The sequence below is a fragment of the Acetobacter sp. AAB5 genome (assembly GCF_050106715.1).
Taxonomy (GTDB): domain Bacteria; phylum Pseudomonadota; class Alphaproteobacteria; order Acetobacterales; family Acetobacteraceae; genus Acetobacter; species Acetobacter oryzifermentans.
In genome coordinates this window covers 21,550-43,080 of sequence record NZ_JBNIEW010000006.1, presented here as the reverse complement: position 1 = coordinate 43,080, position 21,531 = coordinate 21,550, and the positions used below count along the sequence as shown (strand labels likewise).

The 21,531-nt window shown below is 54.4% G+C and carries 15 protein-coding genes and 2 tRNA genes; 11 read left to right on the top strand and 6 right to left on the bottom strand.

Annotation, left to right across the window (positions count from 1 at the left end):
- Positions 1 to 27: 27 nt before the first annotated feature.
- The 5 genes from ACP7IZ_RS07595 to ACP7IZ_RS07575 all read right to left on the bottom strand — a co-directional run bounded on the left by ACP7IZ_RS07595 (position 28) and on the right by ACP7IZ_RS07575 (position 10,546).
- Positions 28 to 1,392, bottom strand: coding sequence for an ABC1 kinase family protein (locus ACP7IZ_RS07595; RefSeq protein ID WP_426848564.1), 1,365 nt, complete (start codon positions 1,390 to 1,392; stop codon positions 28 to 30).
- Between the two features lie 2 nt (positions 1,393 to 1,394).
- Positions 1,395 to 3,332, bottom strand: a complete 1,938-nt coding sequence (locus ACP7IZ_RS07590; RefSeq protein ID WP_426848563.1) for a M3 family oligoendopeptidase — start codon at positions 3,330 to 3,332, stop codon at positions 1,395 to 1,397.
- Between the two features lie 61 nt (positions 3,333 to 3,393).
- Positions 3,394 to 7,950, bottom strand: coding sequence for a glutamate synthase large subunit (gene gltB / locus ACP7IZ_RS07585; protein ID WP_426848655.1), 4,557 nt, complete (start codon positions 7,948 to 7,950; stop codon positions 3,394 to 3,396).
- Entirely contained in the window at positions 7,950 to 9,398 is a 1,449-nt protein-coding gene (locus ACP7IZ_RS07580; protein WP_426848562.1) for an NAD(P)-dependent oxidoreductase, read from the bottom strand. Before ACP7IZ_RS07580 ends, gltB begins: the two co-directional genes overlap by 1 nt.
- A gap of 194 nt (positions 9,399 to 9,592) precedes the next feature.
- Positions 9,593 to 10,546, bottom strand: a complete 954-nt coding sequence (locus ACP7IZ_RS07575) for a complex I NDUFA9 subunit family protein (RefSeq protein WP_426848561.1) — start codon at positions 10,544 to 10,546, stop codon at positions 9,593 to 9,595.
- A 181-nt stretch (positions 10,547 to 10,727) separates the two neighbouring features.
- Here ACP7IZ_RS07575 and ACP7IZ_RS07570 point away from each other — a divergent pair.
- Both ACP7IZ_RS07570 and ACP7IZ_RS07565 read left to right on the top strand, forming a co-directional pair.
- Positions 10,728 to 10,814, top strand: a tRNA-Leu gene (locus ACP7IZ_RS07570).
- Between the two features lie 140 nt (positions 10,815 to 10,954).
- The gene (locus ACP7IZ_RS07565; protein ID WP_426848560.1) at positions 10,955 to 11,893 is read left to right on the top strand and encodes a DMT family transporter; all 939 of its coding nucleotides are present in this window, start codon (positions 10,955 to 10,957) and stop codon (positions 11,891 to 11,893) included.
- Here ACP7IZ_RS07565 and ACP7IZ_RS07560 read toward each other — a convergent pair.
- Entirely contained in the window at positions 11,857 to 12,756 is a 900-nt protein-coding gene (locus ACP7IZ_RS07560; RefSeq protein WP_426848559.1) for an N-acetylmuramoyl-L-alanine amidase family protein, read from the bottom strand. The genes ACP7IZ_RS07565 and ACP7IZ_RS07560 overlap by 37 nt on opposite strands.
- 491 nt (positions 12,757 to 13,247) lie before the next feature.
- Here ACP7IZ_RS07560 and ACP7IZ_RS07555 point away from each other — a divergent pair, with 491 nt between their 5' ends.
- From ACP7IZ_RS07555 to ACP7IZ_RS07515, 9 genes are all read left to right on the top strand, one after another.
- Positions 13,248 to 16,088: an Rne/Rng family ribonuclease gene (locus tag ACP7IZ_RS07555; RefSeq protein WP_426848558.1), complete on the top strand. Its 2,841-nt coding sequence runs from the start codon at positions 13,248 to 13,250 to the stop codon at positions 16,086 to 16,088.
- Positions 16,089 to 16,263: 175 nt separating this feature from the next.
- Entirely contained in the window at positions 16,264 to 16,995 is a 732-nt protein-coding gene (gene hisG, locus ACP7IZ_RS07550; protein ID WP_003623223.1) for an ATP phosphoribosyltransferase, read from the top strand.
- A gap of 14 nt (positions 16,996 to 17,009) precedes the next feature.
- Entirely contained in the window at positions 17,010 to 18,323 is a 1,314-nt protein-coding gene (gene hisD / locus ACP7IZ_RS07545; RefSeq protein ID WP_426848557.1) for a histidinol dehydrogenase, read from the top strand.
- A 74-nt stretch (positions 18,324 to 18,397) separates the two neighbouring features.
- Positions 18,398 to 18,616 carry a translation initiation factor IF-1 gene (infA, locus tag ACP7IZ_RS07540; RefSeq protein ID WP_003623225.1) on the top strand — a complete coding sequence of 73 codons (219 nt, stop codon included), beginning with the start codon at positions 18,398 to 18,400 and terminating at the stop codon, positions 18,614 to 18,616.
- A 4-nt stretch (positions 18,617 to 18,620) separates the two neighbouring features.
- Positions 18,621 to 19,253: a Maf family protein gene (locus ACP7IZ_RS07535; protein WP_426848556.1), complete on the top strand. Its 633-nt coding sequence runs from the start codon at positions 18,621 to 18,623 to the stop codon at positions 19,251 to 19,253.
- Positions 19,250 to 20,335 (top strand): ribonuclease E/G, encoded by a 1,086-nt coding sequence (locus ACP7IZ_RS07530; RefSeq protein WP_426848555.1) that lies wholly within the window; start codon positions 19,250 to 19,252, stop codon positions 20,333 to 20,335. The genes ACP7IZ_RS07535 and ACP7IZ_RS07530 overlap by 4 nt, the downstream gene beginning before the upstream one ends.
- Positions 20,332 to 20,517 carry a DNA gyrase inhibitor YacG gene (locus tag ACP7IZ_RS07525; RefSeq protein WP_426848554.1) on the top strand — a complete coding sequence of 62 codons (186 nt, stop codon included), beginning with the start codon at positions 20,332 to 20,334 and terminating at the stop codon, positions 20,515 to 20,517. Before ACP7IZ_RS07530 ends, ACP7IZ_RS07525 begins: the two co-directional genes overlap by 4 nt.
- A gap of 55 nt (positions 20,518 to 20,572) precedes the next feature.
- A tRNA-Phe gene (locus tag ACP7IZ_RS07520) sits at positions 20,573 to 20,648 on the top strand.
- A 370-nt stretch (positions 20,649 to 21,018) separates the two neighbouring features.
- Positions 21,019 to 21,489, top strand: coding sequence for a c-type cytochrome (locus ACP7IZ_RS07515; protein WP_063354469.1), 471 nt, complete (start codon positions 21,019 to 21,021; stop codon positions 21,487 to 21,489).
- Positions 21,490 to 21,531 lie beyond the last annotated feature (42 nt).

Here is a 21,531-nt window from a genome sequence, read left to right as displayed (position 1 = left end):
CCCCAGCAAAGCAAGCTTTGCCTTTAATCAGGAAGCCGACTGCGTTTCTGGTGGAAAACGTGCTGCCTTAACGGCTGCCTGCTGACGCTGGGCCAAAGCCTGTTCATCAAAATCCTGCACGATTTCATGGAACAATTGGTACCAGTTCATCTTAACTTTCAGCCGCATGAACACAGATCCAAGCCCAAGGGCTGAACGATCAACCAGCACAAATTCACGCGGCAGGCGCACGCCTCCGGCTTTTTGCAGCCCATCATGCACCTTGGAAAGAATTTCCCGCCCAAGGGCTGGGTTGTTGTCATCCTGAATGTAGCGTTCTTCATCCACCATCAGCGGGGCATATAACAGCCCTGCCCATTCGTTCAGAACAGCCACTTTCTCACGCGTCAGGTCACGGAAACCCCATGCTTCATAAGCATGGGCGGCCATGTCCATATCCTTGTTACGGAGCGCGTAATACAGGTCAATATTCCCCTTGATGAACGAAGGCTGAAAAATACGGATGGCCCCAAAATCCAGTAGGTTCAGGCCTGCATCTTCCCGCATGGTAAAGTTGCCCATGTGCGGGTCACCATGCACCACGCCATACTGATACAGCGGCACATACCATGCCCGGAACAGCGCACGCGCAATGCGTTTTTTCTGCTCTTCCGTAAGACCTGCCTTTATGGCTGCATTCAGATTCTGCCCCTGCACCCATTCCATCGTCAGCAGCCGCTGCGTGCAGAGTTCATCTATTGGCAAAGGCACCGTAACTTCGGGGCAATCTGCCAGCACGGAATGATACAGGCGCATATTCGCGGCTTCGTGCCGGTAATCCAACTCTTCCCGCAGGCGTTCAGAAAGCTCTTCCACCACATCATCCTGCCGGATGGCGTTATCCAGCTTGTGGTAAACCCCAATAGCCATACGGAACTGGCGCAGATCGGCCTCAACAGCGGCCTTCATATCCGGGTACTGCAACTTACAGGCTACGCGGCGGCCATCGGCCAACACTGCCTGATGCACTTGCCCAAGGCTGGCAGCAGCAGCGGCTTCCCGCCCGAAGGAGCGGAAATTCTTTTCCCACCCCGGGCCAAGTTCCGCCGTCATGCGGCGGCGCACGAAGCTCCACCCCATTGGCGGCGCGTTGGACTGAAGCTGCGCAAGCTCATCGGCATATTCATCGGGCAACGCGCCGGGAATGGTGGCCAGAAGCTGCGCTGCCTTCATGAGCGGGCCTTTGAGCCCACCCAGCATGGATTTAAGATCTTCTGCGTGAGAAGCCCCGCCAGAGCGCAAACCTATTTTGTTGCCTGCCAGCCGGGCTGCAATGCCACCAACGGTTCCGGTTGTTTGCACCATACGGCGCAGTTCACCAAAAACGCCGGTATTATCCATATCTCGCGCCATAATCAGCCCTGCTCCAACTGGTCAATAAAGCCGGAAATAACATCCAGCCCTTTGCGCCAGAAACCCGGATCAGATGCATCCAGCCCAAAGGGGGCCAGCAGCTCCTTATGGCGCAGGGTGCCGCCGGCTTCCAGCATGGCAATGTATTTATCCTGGAAACCCGGCGCGCCCTCACTGAACACCTGATACAGCGCGTTCACCAAGCAATCTCCGAATGCATAGGCATACACATAGAATGGAGAATGGATGAAGTGCGGAATGTAAGCCCAGAACACATCGTATTCCGGCGTAAAGTTAAAGGCCGGGCCGAGGCTTTCTGTCTGCACACTGCGCCAGATGGCACCAATTTGTTCAGGAAGCAGCTCGCCTTTTTTACGGGCATCGTGCACGCGGGTTTCAAATTCATAAAACGCAATCTGGCGCACCACGGTATTGAGCATATCCTCAACCTTGGCAGCCAGCAGAAGACGGCGGCGCTGTGGATCTTTTTCTGCATCCAGCAAAGACTGGAATGTCAGCATCTCGCCAAACACACTGGCCGTTTCCGCCAGTGTCAGCGGCGTATCGGACATGAAGTAGCCCTGCTTTGCCGCCATAACCTGATGCACACCGTGGCCCAGCTCATGCGCCAGTGTCATGACATCGCGGATACGACCATGATAGTTCAGCAGAATATAAGGATGAGCTGAAGGCACAGTAGGATGCGCAAAAGCGCCGGGAGATTTACCCGGTGCTGGTGGCACATCAATCCACGGATTGGTCAGGAAAGTGTTGATAACCTTCCCCATACGTGGGTCAAACCCATCATATGCCTTTTGCACAATGTTCTTGGCTTCAGACCACGGAATCAGCTTATCATCATTCCCGGGCAGTGGGGCGTTGCGGTCCCAATGCTCCAGCTTATCCAGCCCCATCCACTTGGCTTTCAGGGCATAGTAGCGGTGGGAAAGGCGCGGATAATCAGACCGCACGGCAGAAACAAGGGCATCCACCACCTCATCTTCCACCATGTTGGAAAGATTGCGGGAGGAAGTTGGCCGTGCGAAATGCCGCAGATTATCCGAGATGGATTTATCCTTGGCCAGTGTGTTTGTAATGAGCGCAAACAGGCGGACATTTTTTTCAAAAACGCCACCTACAGCTTTACCTGCCTGCTCTCTTGTTGCCCGATTTGTATCGGACAAACGGTTAAGCGCATCCCCTACCGTAATTTCCTGCCCATCCAGTGTGACGCGCAAAGCCGCAATGGTTTCATCAAACAGGCGGCACCATGCCTGTCCACCGGTTACAGATTTTTCCAGCAGAACCTTTTCCACATCATCAGAAAGCTGATGCGGACGATACATGCGGATATCACGCAGGTAAGGCTGCCAATGCGCCAGTGCGGGGTCTTTCAGCTTTTCCCGAAGGTCTGCTTCTTCCAGACGGTTCAGTTCCAGCGTAAAAAACAGCAAATGGGTGGAAATGGCTGTCAGCCGTTCATTGATGGACTGGCTAAACTGGCTGATGGAAGCATCTGAAGAATCTGCGGCAAACAGCAAAGAGGCATAAGAACCTGCCTTGCCCAGCATTTCCTCAATAATTTCAAAGGTTGCTATGGCGTCTGCCAATTCCTTGCCGGAAAGGCCGCTAATTTTGCCCTGATACTGCTTGGCAAAAGCCTGAGCTTTTTTTTCTGCCTCAGCCAAATCAGCATGCAGCTTCGGATCATCCATACCCGCGTAAAGGGCTGAAAGATCCCAACGCGGAAGAGAGGCCGCCCCCTGCCCTGCAGGTGTGTTGGCAACGGTACCGGCTTCCGTTGCAAAAACCGGAAGCGGATGTGAACGGAGGGAATGCGCTGTGTGTTCCATATCTAACACTTTACAGTGCATTTCTGCTGGAAGCGAGAGGCCGCAAACATAAGCGCGGTTCACATGCACAACAGATATGAAAAACAAATGGGCGAAAGGTTTCCCCTCCGCCCATCTGCTTCTGTCAACTCACATGCAGCCTTATGGTTCAGGCTGTTTTTTCCAGTTGCTGTTCCGGCACCGTAAAGCCGATAATCCGGGCATAATCCTTGGGCACGATATGCCAGAAGTGTGGCAGAACCTCATCCCATTTATGCAGCAACATGCTGGCATAAGCAGAACCTGTTTCTTCCACATGCCGTTCAACAAGGCTGCGCAGCATCTGTTCCCATTTCGGTTCAGTTACACGCACCCACAACAGGGATTCGGGGTTTACCCGGCTATCGAACACATTGTCCTTATCCAGCACAAAGGCCATGCCGCCAGTAAAGCCAGCGCCAAAGTTGTCACCCACATCATCCAGCACCACCACGGTGCCGCCTGTCATGTATTCACACCCGTTAGAACCACAGCCTTCTACAACAGCTATCGCACCAGAGTTACGCACGGCAAAGCGTTCCCCCGCCTGCCCTGCGGCATACAGTTCACCCGCAGTGGCCCCATACAGAACCGTGTTGCCGATAATGGCGTTTTTGTTAGACACCAGCGTAGAGGATGGGGAAGGACGCACCGTAATGGTTGCGCCAGAAAGCCCTTTGCCCACGTAATCGTTGGCATCACCCAGCACCTCCAGCTTAAGCCCCTGCACGGCAAACGCCCCTAGAGATTGCCCCGCAGAGCCGCGCAGACGCACCGTAAGATGCCCCGGCGCCAGTGTTTTCATACCAAACTGACGCACGATCAGAGAGGAAATGCGCGTGCCAATGGCGCGCTGGGTGTTCTGCACATTGTAGTGCAGCTGCATTTTCTCACCGTGGTCGAACAGCGGCTTGGCATCACCAATCATCTGCGCATCCAGCGTATCTGGCACTTCATTCCGGCCATCCAGCGTGCAGTAGCGTGCAAACGGCCCCGGATCTGCCTGAGACAGCAGAGAGTTCAGATCCAGATCATCCAGATAATCATCCCCGCGGGAAACCTGCCGCAGCAGATCTGTGCGCCCGATAATTTCATTCAGAGAACGGAAGCCCAGCGAAGCCAGAATATTCCGCACATCCTCTGCAATGAAGGAGAATAGATTGATAACCTTTTCGGGCGTACCTTCAAACTTGGCACGCATTTTGGGGTCCTGAGAACACACACCCACTGGGCAGGTGTTGGAATGGCACTGGCGCACCATAATGCAGCCCATGGCCACAAGGCTGGCTGTGCCAATACCAAATTCCTCTGCCCCAAGCATGGCGGCAATAACCACATCACGACCGGTTTTGATACCACCATCGGCCCGCAAACGCACCCGATGGCGCAGACGGTTGAGCATAAGCACCTGATGCGTTTCCGCCAGCCCAAGCTCCCACGGCAAGCCCGCATATTTAATGGAGCTCAGCGGGCTTGCGCCTGTGCCACCGCAATGGCCGGAAATCAGGATGGCATCGGCTTTTGCCTTGGCCACACCAGCGGCAATGGTGCCAATACCAGAACGCGCCACCAGCTTAACGGTAACCGTTGCTTCCGGGTTGATCTGCTTGAGATCGTAAATCAGCTGCGCCAGATCTTCGATCGAATAGATATCATGGTGCGGGGGTGGAGAAATCAGCGTCACACCTGGCGTGGCATGGCGCAGCTTGGCAATCAGTTCCGTTACCTTAAAGCCCGGAAGCTGCCCACCTTCACCCGGTTTGGCACCCTGTGCCACCTTAATTTCCAGCTCACGGCAATCATTCAGATACTGCGCCGTTACACCAAAGCGGCCAGATGCCACCTGTTTGATAGCGGAGGATGCGTTATCCCCATTCGGGCGCGGTTTAGCACGTGCCGGATCTTCCCCACCTTCACCCGAATCGGACTTTGCGCCAATTCGGTTCATGGCGATGGAAAGCGTTTCATGCGCTTCCGGGCTCAAGGCCCCCAAGGAAATTGCCGGGGAAATCAGGCGTTTACGCAGCTGCGTAATGCTTTCCACTTCTTCCACCGGAATAGGCGTACGCCCATCACGGAAGTCCAGCAGATCACGCAGGGCTACAGGTGGCTGCGCATGTACGGCATCTGCATAACGCTGGTAGATGGTAAAGCTGCCAGTAGCCACTGCTGTTTGCAGCATATGGATCAGGCCGCCATCAAATGCGTGCTGTTCTCCACTCCGCCGCAGCTTGTAAAGGCCACCTACAGGCAAGGTGAGCGTATTGGTTGCGGCCCATGCACTTTCGTGCAGTTGCAACACGTTGCGTGCAATGCCCGAAAGCCCAATACCAGAAATACGCGAAGGCATACCGGGAAAGAATTCTGCCGTAAGCGCGCGAGAAAGGCCCACAGCCTCAAAATTGCACCCACCACGGTAAGACGCCACGATGGAAATACCCATCTTGGACATAATCTTAAGCAGGCCTTTATCTACCGCTTTACGGTAGCGCTCCATGCACTCACGCAGACTCATCTGCCCAAACAGGCCACGACGATGCCTATCTGCAATGCTTTCCTGCGCCAGATAAGGGTTAACCGTGGTGGCACCCACCCCAATTGTTACTGCAATGGCGTGCACATCCAGTGCTGTAGCCGTGCGCACGTTCAAGGATGTAAACGTACGCAAGGATGTACGCACCAGATGCGTATGCACAGCCCCGGTCGCCAAGATCATGGGAATAGATGCACGCTCAGCAGACTGATCTTCATCTGTCAGGAATACGTGGGTGCAGCCACCACGCACGCCTTCTTCTGCCTCACGCCGGATACGGGCAATGGCTTCGCGCAGCCCTGCTTCCCCATCCTTGGCGGGGAATGTGCAATCAATCACGCAACCAGAAGTGCCCGTAAAGTGGCGCAGCCCTTCATACTCACCAGATGTCAGCACCGGACTGGGCAGTTGGAGCATGTCACACTGTTCGGGAGACTGATCCAGAATATTGCCCAAATTCCCTAACCGCGTTGTCAGGCTCATCACGCGGGATTCGCGCAGGGAATCGATTGGCGGATTGGTCACCTGGCTGAACATCTGCCGGAAATAGTGTGCCAACCCACGATAGCGCGGAGAAAGCACAGCCAGAGGCGTATCATCACCCATGGAGCCAATGGCTTCACTGGCGGTAGAAACCATTGGGTGCAGAATGGCTTCCAGTTCTTCCAGCGTGCTGCCCACAGCCAACTGGCGGCGGCGCAGTTCTTCGCCTTCGTAATAAACTGGTTCTGTCACATCCGAACGGACGATATGGCCAATTTTCTGGGTGCGTTTGATCCAGCTGGAAAAATCTTGCCGTGCGGCAAGCAGATCAAGCAGTTCGGTATTACCATACAGCTTGGCTTCCTGAAGATCGACACCAATCATCTCACCCGGGCCAAGGCGACCACGGCTGACAATGGCGTTTTCAGGCACGCGTACCATGCCGGTTTCAGAACCGACAATCAGCAGATTATCGGTTGTTACCGTATAACGCAGCGGGCGCAAGCCTGAGCGATCCAGCCCAGCCACAACCCAACGGCCATCTGTGGCGCACAGTGCTGCGGGACCATCCCACGGTTCCATTACCGCGTTGCAATACGTGAACATATCACGGTGCGCGGGCTTCATGGAGGAATTACCGCCAACACTTGCCGGAATCATCAGCGCCTTGGCAAAAGGTGCATCACGCCCAGCAAAAGTCAGCAGTTCGTAAACGTTATCCAGCGTTGCGGTATCGGAGCCACCGGCCTGCACCAGCGGCTTGATATCTGCCATCCACGGATCAAGATCTGGGTGAGAAAGCCGTGTTTCGTGGCTTTTCATCCAGTTGATATTACCGGAAATGGTGTTGATTTCACCATTATGCGCAAGGCGACGGAACGGCTGCGCCAGCTTCCATGTAGGGAAGGTGTTGGTGGAATAACGCTGATGATAGATGGCAAAGCGGCTGACAAAGCGTTCATCCAGCAGATCTGGGTAAAACTCTGTAAGATGCTCTGCAAGGAACATGCCTTTATAAATAACAGACCGGCATGACAGCGAGCAGATATACAGATCAACCTGCGCGGCAATGGCGGCTTTTTCTATCCGGCGGCGGATCACATACAGATCACGCTCAAACTCTTCTTCCCCTTTATTAGGAAGATTACGGATAAGGATCTGCTCAATTTCCGGGCGCGTTGCATTGGCTTTTTCACCGATACAGGAAGTATCAATCGGAACCTGACGCCAGCCATAAATGCCGTATCCAAACGCCAGAATCTGGGTTTCGATAATCTGGCGGCACTGTTCCTGTGCTGCCAGATCGGTTTTGGGCAAAAACACCTGCCCCACCGCAATCCGGCTTTCATCTGGCCGATCACCTGTGCTGGTAATGGCATCTGCAAAAAATTCCTGCGGAATTTCTACATGAATACCCGCACCATCGCCTGTCTTGCCATCGGCATCTACTGCGCCGCGGTGCCAGATAGCTTTCAGAGCGGCAATGCCAGCCTCAACCACCTCACGCCGGCGCTTGCCATCCAGTGCAGCCACAAGGCCCACACCACAGGAATCGCGCTCATCCGCCGGATCATACAGCCCATCCAGCGCGGCCACGTTGGCATCCCACGCTTTCAGAAATTCCTCGCTACTTTCAGCGGAAACGGTGTTGGGAAACTGTTCCATATCCATTAACCCTGCTCCGCCTTGGCGGTAGCCGTTACATTTTCCTGAATCCATGTGTGCATGCAGGCGGCTGCATCGCGCCCATCACGAATGGCCCACACAACCAAACTGGCCCCACGCACAATGTCCCCTGCGGCAAACACGCCCGGCAGAGATGTCATGAAATCTTTCTGACCAACCTTGAGCGTACCCCAACGGGATACAGCCAGATCCTTCTGCCCCCACAGCTGCGGCAGAGGTTCTGGGTCAAACCCAAGAGCCTTGATAACCAGATCAGCATCCAGCGTGAAAGAAGAGCCTTCCAGCGGCTCAACTGACTGACGGCCCGTGGCATCTGGCAAGCCCAGCTTCATCCGCACAGCCCGCACGCCAGAAACATGGCCTTCACCCAAAAAGGCTTCAGGGGCTGCCAGCCATTCAAACTGCACGCCTTCTTCTTCCGCATTTTTTACTTCGCGGGCAGAACCGGGCATGTTGGCTTTATCGCGCCGGTACAGGCATTTTACAGATTTTGCACCTTGGCGAATGGCCGTGCGCACGCAGTCCATTGCGGTATCACCACCACCCAGAACCACTACGTTTTTACCTGCGGCATCCAATGCCTGCGCTTCCGGCGGCAAGGTATCCCCCAAGGAACGCCGGTTAGAAGCCGTAAGGTAATCCAGCGCCTTTTCAATACCCGCCAGCCCAACGCCGGGGCCTCCGATTTCACGAGATTTGTAAACGCCTGTTGCAATCAGAATGGCATCATGACGGCTACGCAAATCTGCAAAAGACAGTTCGCCTTCACCATCCCCAATGCCTTGGCCGAGGTGGAAAACAACACCACCTTCTTCCAGCAGCTTATGACGGCGGGCCACAATGTGTTTTTCCAGCTTAAAGCCGGGAATACCGTAAACCAGCAGACCGCCTACCCGATCATACCGATCATACACATGTACTTTGTAACCTTGCGCGCGCAGTTGATCTGCCGCAGCCAAACCAGCCGGGCCAGCACCAATAATAGCAACGGACTGGCTGCGCTCCAGCACTGGGTTAACAGGTTTAACCCAGCCTTTTTCAAATGCGGTATCGGTAATGTAGCGTTCCACGGCACCAATGGTCACGCTTTCGAAACCCGGTTCGATCACGCAGTTACCTTCACACAGCCGATCCTGCGGGCAAATACGACCGCAAATTTCCGGGAAAGTATTGGTAGCGGAGGAAACGCCATAGGCTTCTTCCAACCGCCCCTGTGCTGTGAGCATCAGCCAATCAGGGATATTGTTGCCGAGCGGGCAATGAACTGAACAGAAAGGCACACCGCACTGCGAGCACCGACTGGCCTGCTCGGTTGCTTCTGGTGTTGCGAAGTCCTCATAAATTTCATCAAAATCTGCCCGCCGCGCCGTAGCCGTGCGCTTGTCTGGCTGCTTTTGCGGCACAGAGACAAATTTAAGCATCTTGGTCGTCATGTGGCATCCCCGGAGAAAGGGCGCGCCAGACAGACTCCGCCCCTAAACTTTGCTGGGGCTAAGGTGCTTGTTCTCCGTAAATATAAAAAGACAGCAATGCTTACCTTTTTATATTTTTCCTCATGATAAAACCAAAACCCATCCAATTGGTCAGATAAAAAGGTATATTTTCGGACCTTTTTATCTCCAGCCCATTATACCGAAAAGGATATGTCTTTTTGAGCCTCACCCACCCTAAACCGTGCCAAATAAGACGGCACAATAGCCGCAACACTTTGCGGCACGATACTCAACGCCTCAAAACCGGATTTCCCTGTGGGCACAACATTGTCGGTTGCCAACATCCGCAATTGATCCTGCGTCAGAAAATGCCCCGGCAGCCGCTCCAAAACCATAGCCTGCAACTTTGCCAGCGCTGATGGCACAATAAAAACAGGCTTATGGCGCTGCGTTACGCGCAACACAAACCGCGCAATATCCAGCATGGTCATTTCCTGCGGGCCACCCAACAAAAGTTCTTTCCCCGCAAACGCAGAAGACTGCGCCGCCGCAAATACTGCCTGCGCCACATCTCCCACATAAACAGGTTGCAAGCGCGAATGCGCACCATAAACCGGCAAACACGGCAAATACCGTGCAAGACCCGCAAACATGTTAAAGAAATGATCCTCCGGCCCAAAAATAACAGAAGGCCGTATAATCACAGCATCTGGCCGATATTGGCGTACGGCCTTTTCTCCCGCAGCCCGACTTTTACCATAAGCAGAAAGAGCCGTTTCTGAAGCACCAAGCGCCGACATATGCACAAATACAGGCACATCTGTTTCTGCCGCTATACGCGCCACACGCCCCGCGCCCTCTACATTAACGGCTTGCAGTGTTTGCTGCTTGACGGAAGATAAGACAGCCACAAGGTTGATCGCCACATCCGCCCCCTGCACCGCACAGGCCACAGATGCATCATCCAGAACAGATGCATAAAAAGGTGCAATCTGCCCAACATGCCCTAACGCGCGTAAACGCGCAGTTAAATCTGGCCGACGGCTGGCAACGCGCACCTCGTACCCGGCCCGTGCCAAATTTTGCACCACATAACGCCCTACAAATCCGCCACCACCTAATACGGTTGCAATTTTACGCGCACCCATAAGTCACCCTCGTCTTCCACGTTTATCCAGTGTTTTGTGCACTGTGTGCCATTCCCTCCGCCCACGCCAGACAGGCAAATGACACAAATCTGTCAGAAAAATCATTTTCCCTGTTGACGCTCTCATCACAGAGGGGTAAACGGCTCTTCACCAGCCGGGAACACTCCTGGTTGCCATTTGAGCCCAGATGGCGGAATTGGTAGACGCGCAGGTTTCAGGTACCTGTGGCCGCAAGGTCGTGGAAGTTCGAGTCTTCTTCTGGGCACCAAATATCATATATAGCTTATATGATATTTTCTTCTCCCTAAATGGTAAATATAAAGAATTGAGTATTCAATTCAGCCTTCGGGCTGTTTATGACACCTCTTTATTCTTTTCACTTACGCGCCATTAGGCAGAGCACAACACATGAAACTTAGCCCGCCCACTAAGGGCCTGCTGCTGTCTTTATTGGGGTTTGCAGCTTTCTCCATAAGTGATGCTTTTTCTAAACTGCTTACCGGCAGGCTCAACCCGTTTGAGGTTGCCTTTTCTGGTGGCGTTTTTGGGCTGCTATTGGTTCCGTTTGTTAAATCGCGCGGGCAATCATGGCTGAACATTCTGCCCATTCAAAAACCGGGTATGTGGTGGATTCGGGCTGTCGCAACATTTATTGCCACAGCCGCCAGCGTAGAATCCTTCATGCTTCTGTCCATGCCAGAAGCACTCTCGCTGATGTTCCTTATGCCCTTTATTGCCACCATTCTTTCTGTTGTCGCACTTAAGGAAAAAGTATCCCCATGGGGATGGGTTGCTGTGGCTATCGGGTTTGCGGGCGTTCTGGTTGTGCTGCGCCCCGGCGTGCGGCCACTCCATTTTGGCCATGCCTGCGCATTAGCCGCTGCCATTGCCAGCGCCGTAAATGTTATTGCTTACCGTGTAGCTGGCACAGGCACCACAAAACTGGGGGTTCTTGGCTCTAGCCTGGCCGGGCCACTGCTGGGAGATGGCCTTTTGGCCCTTCCCAACTTTACGTGGCCCCATACAGTTACGGATTGGAGCTTTTTGTTTGGTTACGGATTTCTGGCGGCTCTAGGCCAATTACTTATTATGTTGGCGGCCGCCCTTACCCCCGCCAGCCGCGTGGCATTACCACAATACACCCAAATGGTTTGGGCTGTGCTGTTTAGCTATTTGCTGTTCCATGAACCGCTGGATAAATGGACCATTATTGGCGTAACAATTGTTACCTTATCCGGCATGCTGGATTGGTTCCGCAAGCATCTGCTAGCACTCAAACAGCGGCGCCTTGCACGCAAGCAGGCGCGCCTTCAGCCCGCAAGCCCTACCCCGGCTGATGCAAAGTAACGATTAACGGCGTCTCGCATGGCCCCGGCCACCATGGCTCGGTGGCCTGCCTGACGCAACGCGGCCTCATCCATTCGGTTAGACATAAAGCCCATTTCAACCAGAACCGAGGGGATTTGGGCAGATTTCAACACCGCAAAAGCGGCATGCCTGTGCGGATGCGGCAGCAATAGCACCCGAGAATTAAAGGCCGACACCACAGCCTGCGCCATATGGGCTGAGCCTTTGCGGGTTTCTTCTGTTACCAAACTAGCAAGAATCTGCTGCACCTCTGGTGATGCACTATGCACCATTGGGCCGCCATATCTGTCTGCGCTGTTTTCGGTTTTGGCCAGGTCTGCGGTCTGGCTATCTGATGCGCCGTGCGAATGGGTGTAAACACTGGCCCCACGCACCTGCGGACTATGCAAAGCATCTGCATGCATGGAAATAAAAAGCGATGCTCCGTGCTGCTGCGCCAGTTCCACCCTACCATCCAGCGGTACAAAATGGTCTCCAGCGCGTGTCATGGCCACGCGGTAACGTCCCGTTGCCAACAATTGCCGCCTTAACTCCTGCGCAGCAGCTTCCGCTACATGTTTTTCATACGTGCCAGTGTACCCAATGGCCCCAGGATCTTTGCCTCCATGCCCAGGGTCTAGCATAACAAGCGGGGCTGCGGGCCGTGCCTTACCTACAAGAGCCGGAGCTGCCAGTTTATGCCCTGTTGCCTGCTTATTTGCGGCCCAAACATCTGCTGGCGTAGCAGCAGCAACCAGTCCGCCACCGCCTAAATACAGCAGCCCGGAACGGCGTGTAACACCCCGCTGCACCGTTGCAGAAGCAACGATTTTGCCGCTCATCTTGCCTGCCTGAAAAGCCATTAAAGTGCTCCTGTTCACTTTACGCTAAAGTGTGCACTAAAAATGACAGAAAAAAGATGTATCGGCACCCTAAAACAGCGTTTGTTACGAATGGCTTGCGATTTATGGTTATTTGAGCCATGTTCGCACAGTATGGCACAAGGGTAGAAATGCCCGTCATGCGCTTTTTCCGCTCCGTCCATGCCGTGAACGGGGGCCGCCGGTTACATCAACACCGCGCCCGCACGCATAAAGATCAGGGGCAGAAACACTGACTGAAGGATACATGACCATCGCCCGCCCCATCCCTTTGCTGAAAACAGCCAGACCACAGGCCGTACCGTGCCTGAAGGATGCTGATACAGGGGCAGCTGTGGAAACTTCGTACGCCTTCCAATTTTTATCGCACGCCTGTTTATATCCGCCGGAAGAGCCCCTGCTCCGTCGTGCCATGCCATTTACACGGCAGCACCACACAGGCTGGCCACCGGCGCACCGGAGTTTTTCTTTTTATGTCAAAGCGTATGCTGATCGACGCGACACACGCGGAAGAAACGCGTGTTGTTGTGATGGACGGAAATCGGCTTGAAGATTACGATGTTGAATCTGCTGCAAAAAAGCAGCTTAAAGGGAACATCTACCTTGCCCGCGTTGTTCGCGTAGAGCCAAGCCTGCAGGCCGCCTTTGTAGAATATGGCGGCAACCGCCACGGTTTTCTGGCCTTTAGCGAAATCCATCCGGATTACTATCAGATCCCGGTTTCTGACCGCGAAAAGCTGCTGGCTCTTCAGGCGGAAGAAGAAGCCCTGCTGGAAAACAGCGAAAATGGTTCTGATGAGGATGATGCATCTGACAATGCAGAAACTCAGGCATCCGATGCAGAACAGGACACAGAAGCATCTGACACCGCCGCTCAGAATGAAGGCGAAGGTTCTGAACGGGAAGAACGTTCTGCCAACAAGCAGGATGCTCCAGACTACGTAGGCGGCGAAACAGATACGGGTGAAGAAGCCCTTATTCAAAAACGCATTGCCCGATTCCTGCGTAACTACCGTATTCAGGAAGTTATCCGCCGCCGGCAGGTGCTGCTGGTGCAGGTGGTTAAAGAAGAACGTGGCAACAAGGGCGCAGCCCTGACCACCTACGTTTCTCTGGCTGGCCGTTATTGTGTGCTTATGCCCAATGCCCTGCGTGGTGGTGGCGTTTCACGCAAGATTACATCTGTGGCAGACCGCCGCCGCCTGCGGGATATTGTTTCCGACCTCAACCTGCCCCGCGGCATGGCCATGATTGTGCGGACTGCTGGCGCGCAACGGCCCGGCCCAGAAATTACGCGAGACTGCGAGTATCTGCTCCATCTGTGGGATGATATTCGCGAACATACGCTTCAATCCGTGGCCCCCGCACTGATTTACGAAGAAGCGAGCTTGGTAAAACGCGCTATCCGCGATGTTTACACCCGCGAAATCAGCGAAATTGTGGTGGATGGAGAAAACGGCTGGAAGGCCGCGCGGGACTTCATGCGGATGCTGATGCCTCAGCACGCAGAAAAAGTCCGGCTGTGGAACAAGGAAAACCAGCCCCTGTTCACCCACTACCACGTGGAAGGGCATCTGGATGCCATGTTCTCCCCCGTGGTGTCTCTGCGCTCCGGCGGTTATCTGGTTATCAACCAGACAGAAGCCTTGGTTGCCATTGACGTAAACTCGGGCAAAGCCACCAGCCAGCGTAACATTGAAGAAACAGCATTCCGCACCAATCAGGAAGCTGCTGATGAAGTAGCCCGCCAGTTGCGCCTGCGCGATCTGGCTGGCCTGATTGTAATCGACTTCATTGATATGGAGTCTCGCCGCCATAACTCCATGATCGAACGCCGCCTGAAAGATGCCTTGCGGCATGATCGGGCACGTATTCAAATTGGCTCTATCTCCCATTTCGGGTTGCTGGAAATGTCGCGCCAGCGGCTACGCCCCTCTGTGGCAGAAGCCGCCTTTATGCCTTGCCCGCACTGTAATGGCACAGGCATGATGCGCAGCATTGAAAGCTCTGCCCTGCATGTTCTGCGTGCAGTAGAAGAAGAAGGCGCACGCCGCCGTTCTTCCGCCATTACCGTGCATGTTGCCGCGGATATTGCTTTCTACATCCTAAACAACAAGCGGGACTGGCTGACCCAGATTGAACAGCGCCACCAGATGGAAGTGCTGTTTGCCGCAGACAATACGCTGCCAGCTCCGGAAGTTCGGATCGAACGCCGCCAGCATGCACGTCCGCCACGGATTCAGCCGCCATTGCCGCCGGTTGAAAACATTGTGGCAGATGAAGTTGCTGCTGCCGCACCAGAAATTCCGGCCGCAGAACCTTCTGCCATTCAGGAAACTGCCGATAATTCTGATGAGCCACGCCGTCGGCGTCGGCGTCGGCGTCGCCGGCGGAGTGATCAGGATACCAATCAGGTATCTGAAACACAGACACAGTCTGATACGGAAACACCAGAATCTGCTGAAACCGCACCCATTGCGGCTTCTGAAAACACGGCAGAACCTGTTGCAGAAGCCGAAGCAGAAACCAATCTGGTGCCGGGCCGACGCAGAACCCGCCGCTCCCGTGTGCGCAAACCAGCTGAAACACGCACAGAAATCCACGTAGATATCGAAGAAGGCCCCGCGCCACGGCCCAATATGCCAGCATGGGAAGGCCCAACACCGGCCAATCCATTTGGCGGCGCGCCGGATATTTTCGAACTCCTGGAAAACACTGCGCGCCAACAGGCTGTTGACGTTGCACCAGCACCTAAAGCGGCTGACGTGCAGGAAGAAGCTGCAAGCGTGCCAGTAGAACCCGCCAAAACGGAAGAGGTTGCACCTCAGCCCGTTATGGCTGCACCGGAAGAGCCTGAAAAAACGGAAGAAGCGCCTAAACCGCGCCGCCGCCGCACACGCAAGAAGGTAGAGCCCGCAGCAGAAGAAAATGCCGAACAGGCAGAAGCATCTGTAGCCGCACCAGAAGCAGACGCTGCACCAACGGAAGCAGAGGCCCCCAAAAAACCTGTGCGCCGCCGTGCAACCCGCCGCAAAACAGCGGCAAAGGATGAGGCCACAGAAACGGCTGAAGCTTCTACAGCGGACACTGCCGAGGAAAAGCCGAAGAAAACAACGCGTCGGCGCACCACTCGTAAAAAGGCAGAACCAGCACCTACTCCAGAAGCCGCCAGCGGAAGCGAAGCAGTCGCTACTTCCGCACCTAAAGAGGCCGCATCTGAAGTTGCTGATAAAGAAGAAGCTATTGTTCAGCCTATCGTGATCGAAGATAGCCCGCCGGCAACGCGCAGGCGTACCGGCTGGTGGAAAAAGTAAATCACACCACGCTTCTACCAGATTTAAAGGGCTTTCTCCTTTAGATCTGGTAAGTGGCCATATCTGCCAGAAGCAAACTGATGGCAGATGTGGCCACTACATATTTTTCTTCTGCTGCGCCTTGTGGTAGGAGTGCAGGCTTAATTTGACACGCCTTGCCTCCGCCGGAGTTTTCATGAACCATCCCCGCCCTGCCCATCAGACCGAAACATCTTTCGGCACGGAAGATAACGGGCGTATTGTTCTGGCTCTCCCTAAAGGCCGTATCCTCAAAGCTGTGTCACCCCTTATGTCTGGCACAGGCATGGCCCCCGCCCCAGAATGCCTGGGGGGAGATAGCCGCAAACTGCGCTTTCCCACGCAGGACCCACAGGTTGATGTGGTGCGCGTGCGCTCGTTTGACGTTGCAACCTTTGTGGCCAGCGGTGGTGCACAAGTTGGCGTTTGCGGCGCTGATGTGCTGATGGAATTCGATTACCCCGAAATTTACGCCCCGCTTGATCTGGGTATTGGCGCATGCCGCATTTCTGTGGCGCAGCCTGCTCACCTTCCGCATGATCCGCAGGAATGGAAGCGTTGGTCCGAAGTGCGGGTAGCCACCAAATACCCCGCTATCACACGTCGCTTTTTTGCAGCACGCGGCATCAACGCCACCATTGTGCACTTACACGGCGCCATGGAACTGGCCCCAATGCTCGGGCTTTCCCGCCTCATTGTGGATCTGGTGGATACAGGCTCTACCCTGAAAGCCAACGGCCTGAAGGAAGTAGAAACCATCGCTCAGGTCACCAGCCGCGTTATTGTTAACCGAACGGCCCTTAAAACCCGCCCGGAACAGATTGACCGCATTCTCTCCCGCTTTCGCACGGCGCTTGCTGCATCCTCGCCCGTTGCGGAAAATGTGTAAGGCAGACGCATTCCATGAAACGGCTTGATACGCGCGAACCGAATTTTGAAACCGCCTTTACCGCTCTTCTTTCCAATCGTGAGGAGCAAGGGCAGGAAGTTCATAAACCGGTTGCAGATATTCTGGCTGCCGTGCGCAAAGAAGGTGATGCCGCACTTTGTGCTTTTACAGAGCGCTTTGACCGCCTGCCCCTTACTGCTCAACAGCTTGCCTTTACGGCACAAGAGATTGAGCAGGCACGCGCAAAAGTAAGCCCTGAACTTCTGGAAGCACTGGATATTGCCGCGCAGCGTATCGAGTCCTTCCATAAAAACCAGCTGCCTTCTGATATCCGCTACACAGATGATGTGGGCATGACATTGGGCATGCGTTGGATTCCGCTAGATGCAGTCGGCCTGTATGTGCCCGGTGGCAAAGCAGCATATCCATCTTCCGTGTTGATGAACGCCATCCCCGCCAAGGTTGCTGGGGTGCAGCGTTTGGCCATGTGTGTGCCAACTCCTGATGGGGTGATTAACCCGTTGGTACTGGCCGCAGCGCACCGAGCCGGTGTGACAGAAATCTACCGTGTTGGCGGTGCGCAGGCTGTGGGCGCTATGGCCTATGGTACGCAAACCATCCGCCCGGTGGACCGCATTGTTGGCCCAGGCAATGCATATGTGGCCGAAGCCAAACGTCAGGTTTTTGGATATGTGGGCATAGACAGTATTGCTGGCCCATCTGATGTGGTGGTGATTGCCGATTCGAATACGAATCCACGCTTGATTGCGCTGGATCTGCTGGCACAGGCCGAGCATGATGAATGCGCGCAAGCCACACTTATTACTCCTGATGCAGCATTTGCAGATACCGTTATTCAGGCTGTGGAAGCTGAACTGCGCGTACTATCCCGCGCAGCTATTGCAGGGGAAAGCTGGGCACGTAACGGCGCAGTGCTGATTAGCCGCGATATGCAGGAAGCCGTAGAACTGGCCAACCGCCTAGCACCTGAACATCTTGAACTGATGGTGGATGACCCGGAAAGCCTGTTTGCCCATGTACGCCATGCTGGGGCTGCTTTTCTGGGCCGTTTCTGCCCCGAAGCCATAGGGGATTACGTAGGCGGCCCCAACCATGTGCTACCTACATCCCGCACCGCGCGTTTTGCTTCTGGCCTGTCTGTTTTTGACTTCATGAAGCGCACAACGTTTTTATCTGGCGGCCCGGATGCCCTCCGCCAGATCGGGCCCGCTGCTGTGGCGCTGGCTCAGGCCGAAGGGCTGGAAGCCCACGCACTTAGCGTTTCCGCCAGATTGGATGTTCTGGCAGCCTCAACACCTAATGCTTGACCATAGGCTGCCGCTAACCCATATCTGCTCACCAAGATTGACCTTTAACGGCTCTGAAACATACGAAGGATGCAATGTCTAAAGAAGACATGATTGAATTTAGCGGCACGGTAACTGAACTGCTGCCTAATGCCATGTTCCGCGTAAAGCTGGACAATGAACACGTTATTCTGGCGCATACCAGCGGCAAAATGCGTAAAAACCGTATTCGCGTTCTGGCGGGTGACCGCGTGAATGTTGAAATGACACCTTACGACCTTTCCAAGGGTCGCATTACGTTCCGCTTCAAATAAAGCCGTGACAGTTTCCGGCCAGCAGAACTCCGTTAAAGGAGAGGCACCTCTCCTTATACTGGCATCTGCTTCGCCCCGGCGGGTAGAGCTGCTGCGCCAGATTGGCGTAGTGCCTGACCGCATCGTTCCGGCTGATATTGACGAAACACCCGCAAAAACAGAACTTCCCCGTGCTTATGCGCGCCGTATGGCGTTGGAAAAAGCGCGTGCTGTAGCTGCCACCGTTACCGAACCAGCCTTAATTCTAGCCGCAGATACAGTGGTTACATTGGGGCGGCGTATTCTGCCAAAAGCAGAAAACCGGGAAACAGCGCAATTCTGTCTGGAACGCCTTTCTGGCAGACGGCACACAGTCATAACATCGGTTGCGGTTATGCCTAGTTCCAGGTGGCCTCAAGGTAAAACAGCAGAGCGACTAGTAGAAACAGCGGTTACGTTTAATCGCCTAACACCGCATCAGATCAATGCGCTGTTGGATACGGGAGACTGGACAGGCAAAGCAGGCGGATATGCCCTGCAAGGCCATGCTGCAGGCTTTATTCGCTTTCTATCTGGTAGCAGCTCTGCTGTTATCGGTTTGCCGCTATTTGAAACAGCCCAACTTTTACGCGGGCAACCCGGGCACTGGCTGGCGTGATGCATTATTTGCGCGTTGCCACCTTTCCGGGTGAAATGCGCCTTGCTGTTACCCAAGATGATACGCTGCTGGATTACGCACTCTGGCGGCCAGCCACCCCCGATCTTGTTGGCAATATCTATGTTGCGCGCATAGCGGCACAAGCTGCCTTTATGGGCGGGGCTTTTGTGGATCTAGGGCATGGCCTGCAAGGCTTTCTATCCGACCAGAAAGCAGTCTCTCACCTCACCGAAGGCCAGAGCATAACGGTCTGCGTTTCCCGCGCAGCGCAAGGCGGCAAAGGCGTGCGTGTGCGCATGCTGGAGCCTTCTGCTCAGGGTAAGGATGTTGGCCTCGTAACCACCGGTCCAACCCCTCTGGAACGTCTGGCGGCCCAATGGCCAAATGCGATCATTACCGTAGATACCCCGCAGGCAGCCGCCCTTGTGCCCCCGTCCCTACGTGCAAAAAGAGAAGCCGGGTTTACGCCCATGCCGCCAGAAATTATGGCAGCATGTCATGCTCTGGAAGACAGCACTGTAGATCTGCCAGGCAACATGCAGGCAACCATTACGCCAACCCCCGCGCTTATTGCCATTGATATGGATGCACCACCTGTTGCGGGTTCCCGCCCCAAGCAGACAGCACAGTTTGCCGCAAATCGTGATGCGTTGCCTGAACTTTTACACCAAATCCGCCTGCGCAATCTTTCTGGAGCAATTGTCATTGATCCAGCAGGCATGGCCATGCGCAAGCGTCAGGCTTTGCAAGATGTCGTGCAAGAGGCTTTGCGGGCAGATCCACTTCGCCCACGCTGCCTTGGTGTGAGCGCTTTAGGGTTGATTGAGATTGTACGCCCGCGCATTCACCCCTCCCTTCCAGAGCTTCTCAACTCTCCTCATGGGCATGCGCTTAAGGCACTCCGAACCATCTTGGCACAAGCCCCTACGGCAACCATCTTACGTGGCAGTATCCCCCTTATTCGGGCGCTGGAGCAGGACCCGCAAGCCGTGGCAGACTGTGTACAACTCCGCGGCAAACCTTTGGCCCTAAAGGCTGATCCTGCTTTGCCTGATTTTTTCTGGACGGTTCAGGACGCATGACTTCTAAACCAGCTAAATGCCCCGTATGCGGCAAGCCCGCACAGGCAGAATTCCGCCCTTTTTGCTCAAAACGCTGCGCAGATATTGATCTAGGCCGCTGGTTTTCGGGCGATTATCGTATTCCGGGCGCACCTGCCGTGATCGAAAATGATGAAAAAGCTGAAAGAAATGACGAAAGGTGACTTGATCTCCTGCAAAGAGTGAGATACATGCTCTCTCACGCCGCGAGGCTGCGGTGCCCAAGTAGCTCAGTTGGTAGAGCATGCGACTGAAAATCGCAGTGTCGGTGGTTCGATCCCGCCCTTGGGCACCATTAAACGGCAGTAAACTGCCACCCTTCCCCAAAAAATAGTTTGACATAATTTGGTGTAATCACCTTTTGTGGTTTTAGCCGCACGTTGCTTATTTACAGCTGCGGTCGGCTCAGTTCCTTCAAAAATACCTTCCAATTCCATTTAGAAAAACAGATTTGCTCACGCAAAATGCGTGTGACTGCATACGGCCTGTTCTCTCTTTTTGCGCAGCTATCTCATCAGTTCATCCCTTATGTGCAGGCATAAAGCCTTTCTTCCGCCCTGATTGTTCGAAATAAAGAAAGCATATTCTTTCAGCTCCCTTAGGTTGAGAAGATAGGCTATCCGTGTATAGTCATTTCATTATCGAACAGTTTTCAGGAGTATTTTATGAAAAAGACCGTTCTCGCTCTGCTGGCAGCTCTTACCGGAGGCGTAGGCTTTTCTGGTGCGGCGCATGCAGCGGCGGATGGCGCACAGCTTTATGCAACGCACTGCGCCATGTGCCACCAGAGCAGCGGCGATGGCGTTCCAGGGCAATTCCCCCCCCTGAAAGGACGCATTGACAAAATTGCGGCTTCTCCTGAAGGCAAAACCTACGTGACACACGTACTGCTGAATGGTCTTGCTGGCAGCCTGAAGGCCGCTGGTGGTTCCTACATGGGTTACATGCCTTCCATGTCATCCATGTCTGATGAAGAAATTGCTGCTCTGCTGACCTACGTTTCCTCCCTGAGTGGCGCGGCTTCTACGCCAACCTTCACAGCGGATGATATTAAAAAGGAACGTGCTACACCCTTGCAGCCGGGTGTTGTGCTGGAAGAGCGTGAAAAGCTGAACGCTGCTCACCCCCTGCCATAAATAAACCAAGAGCCAGCCATTCTTACAAATGGCTGGCTCTTT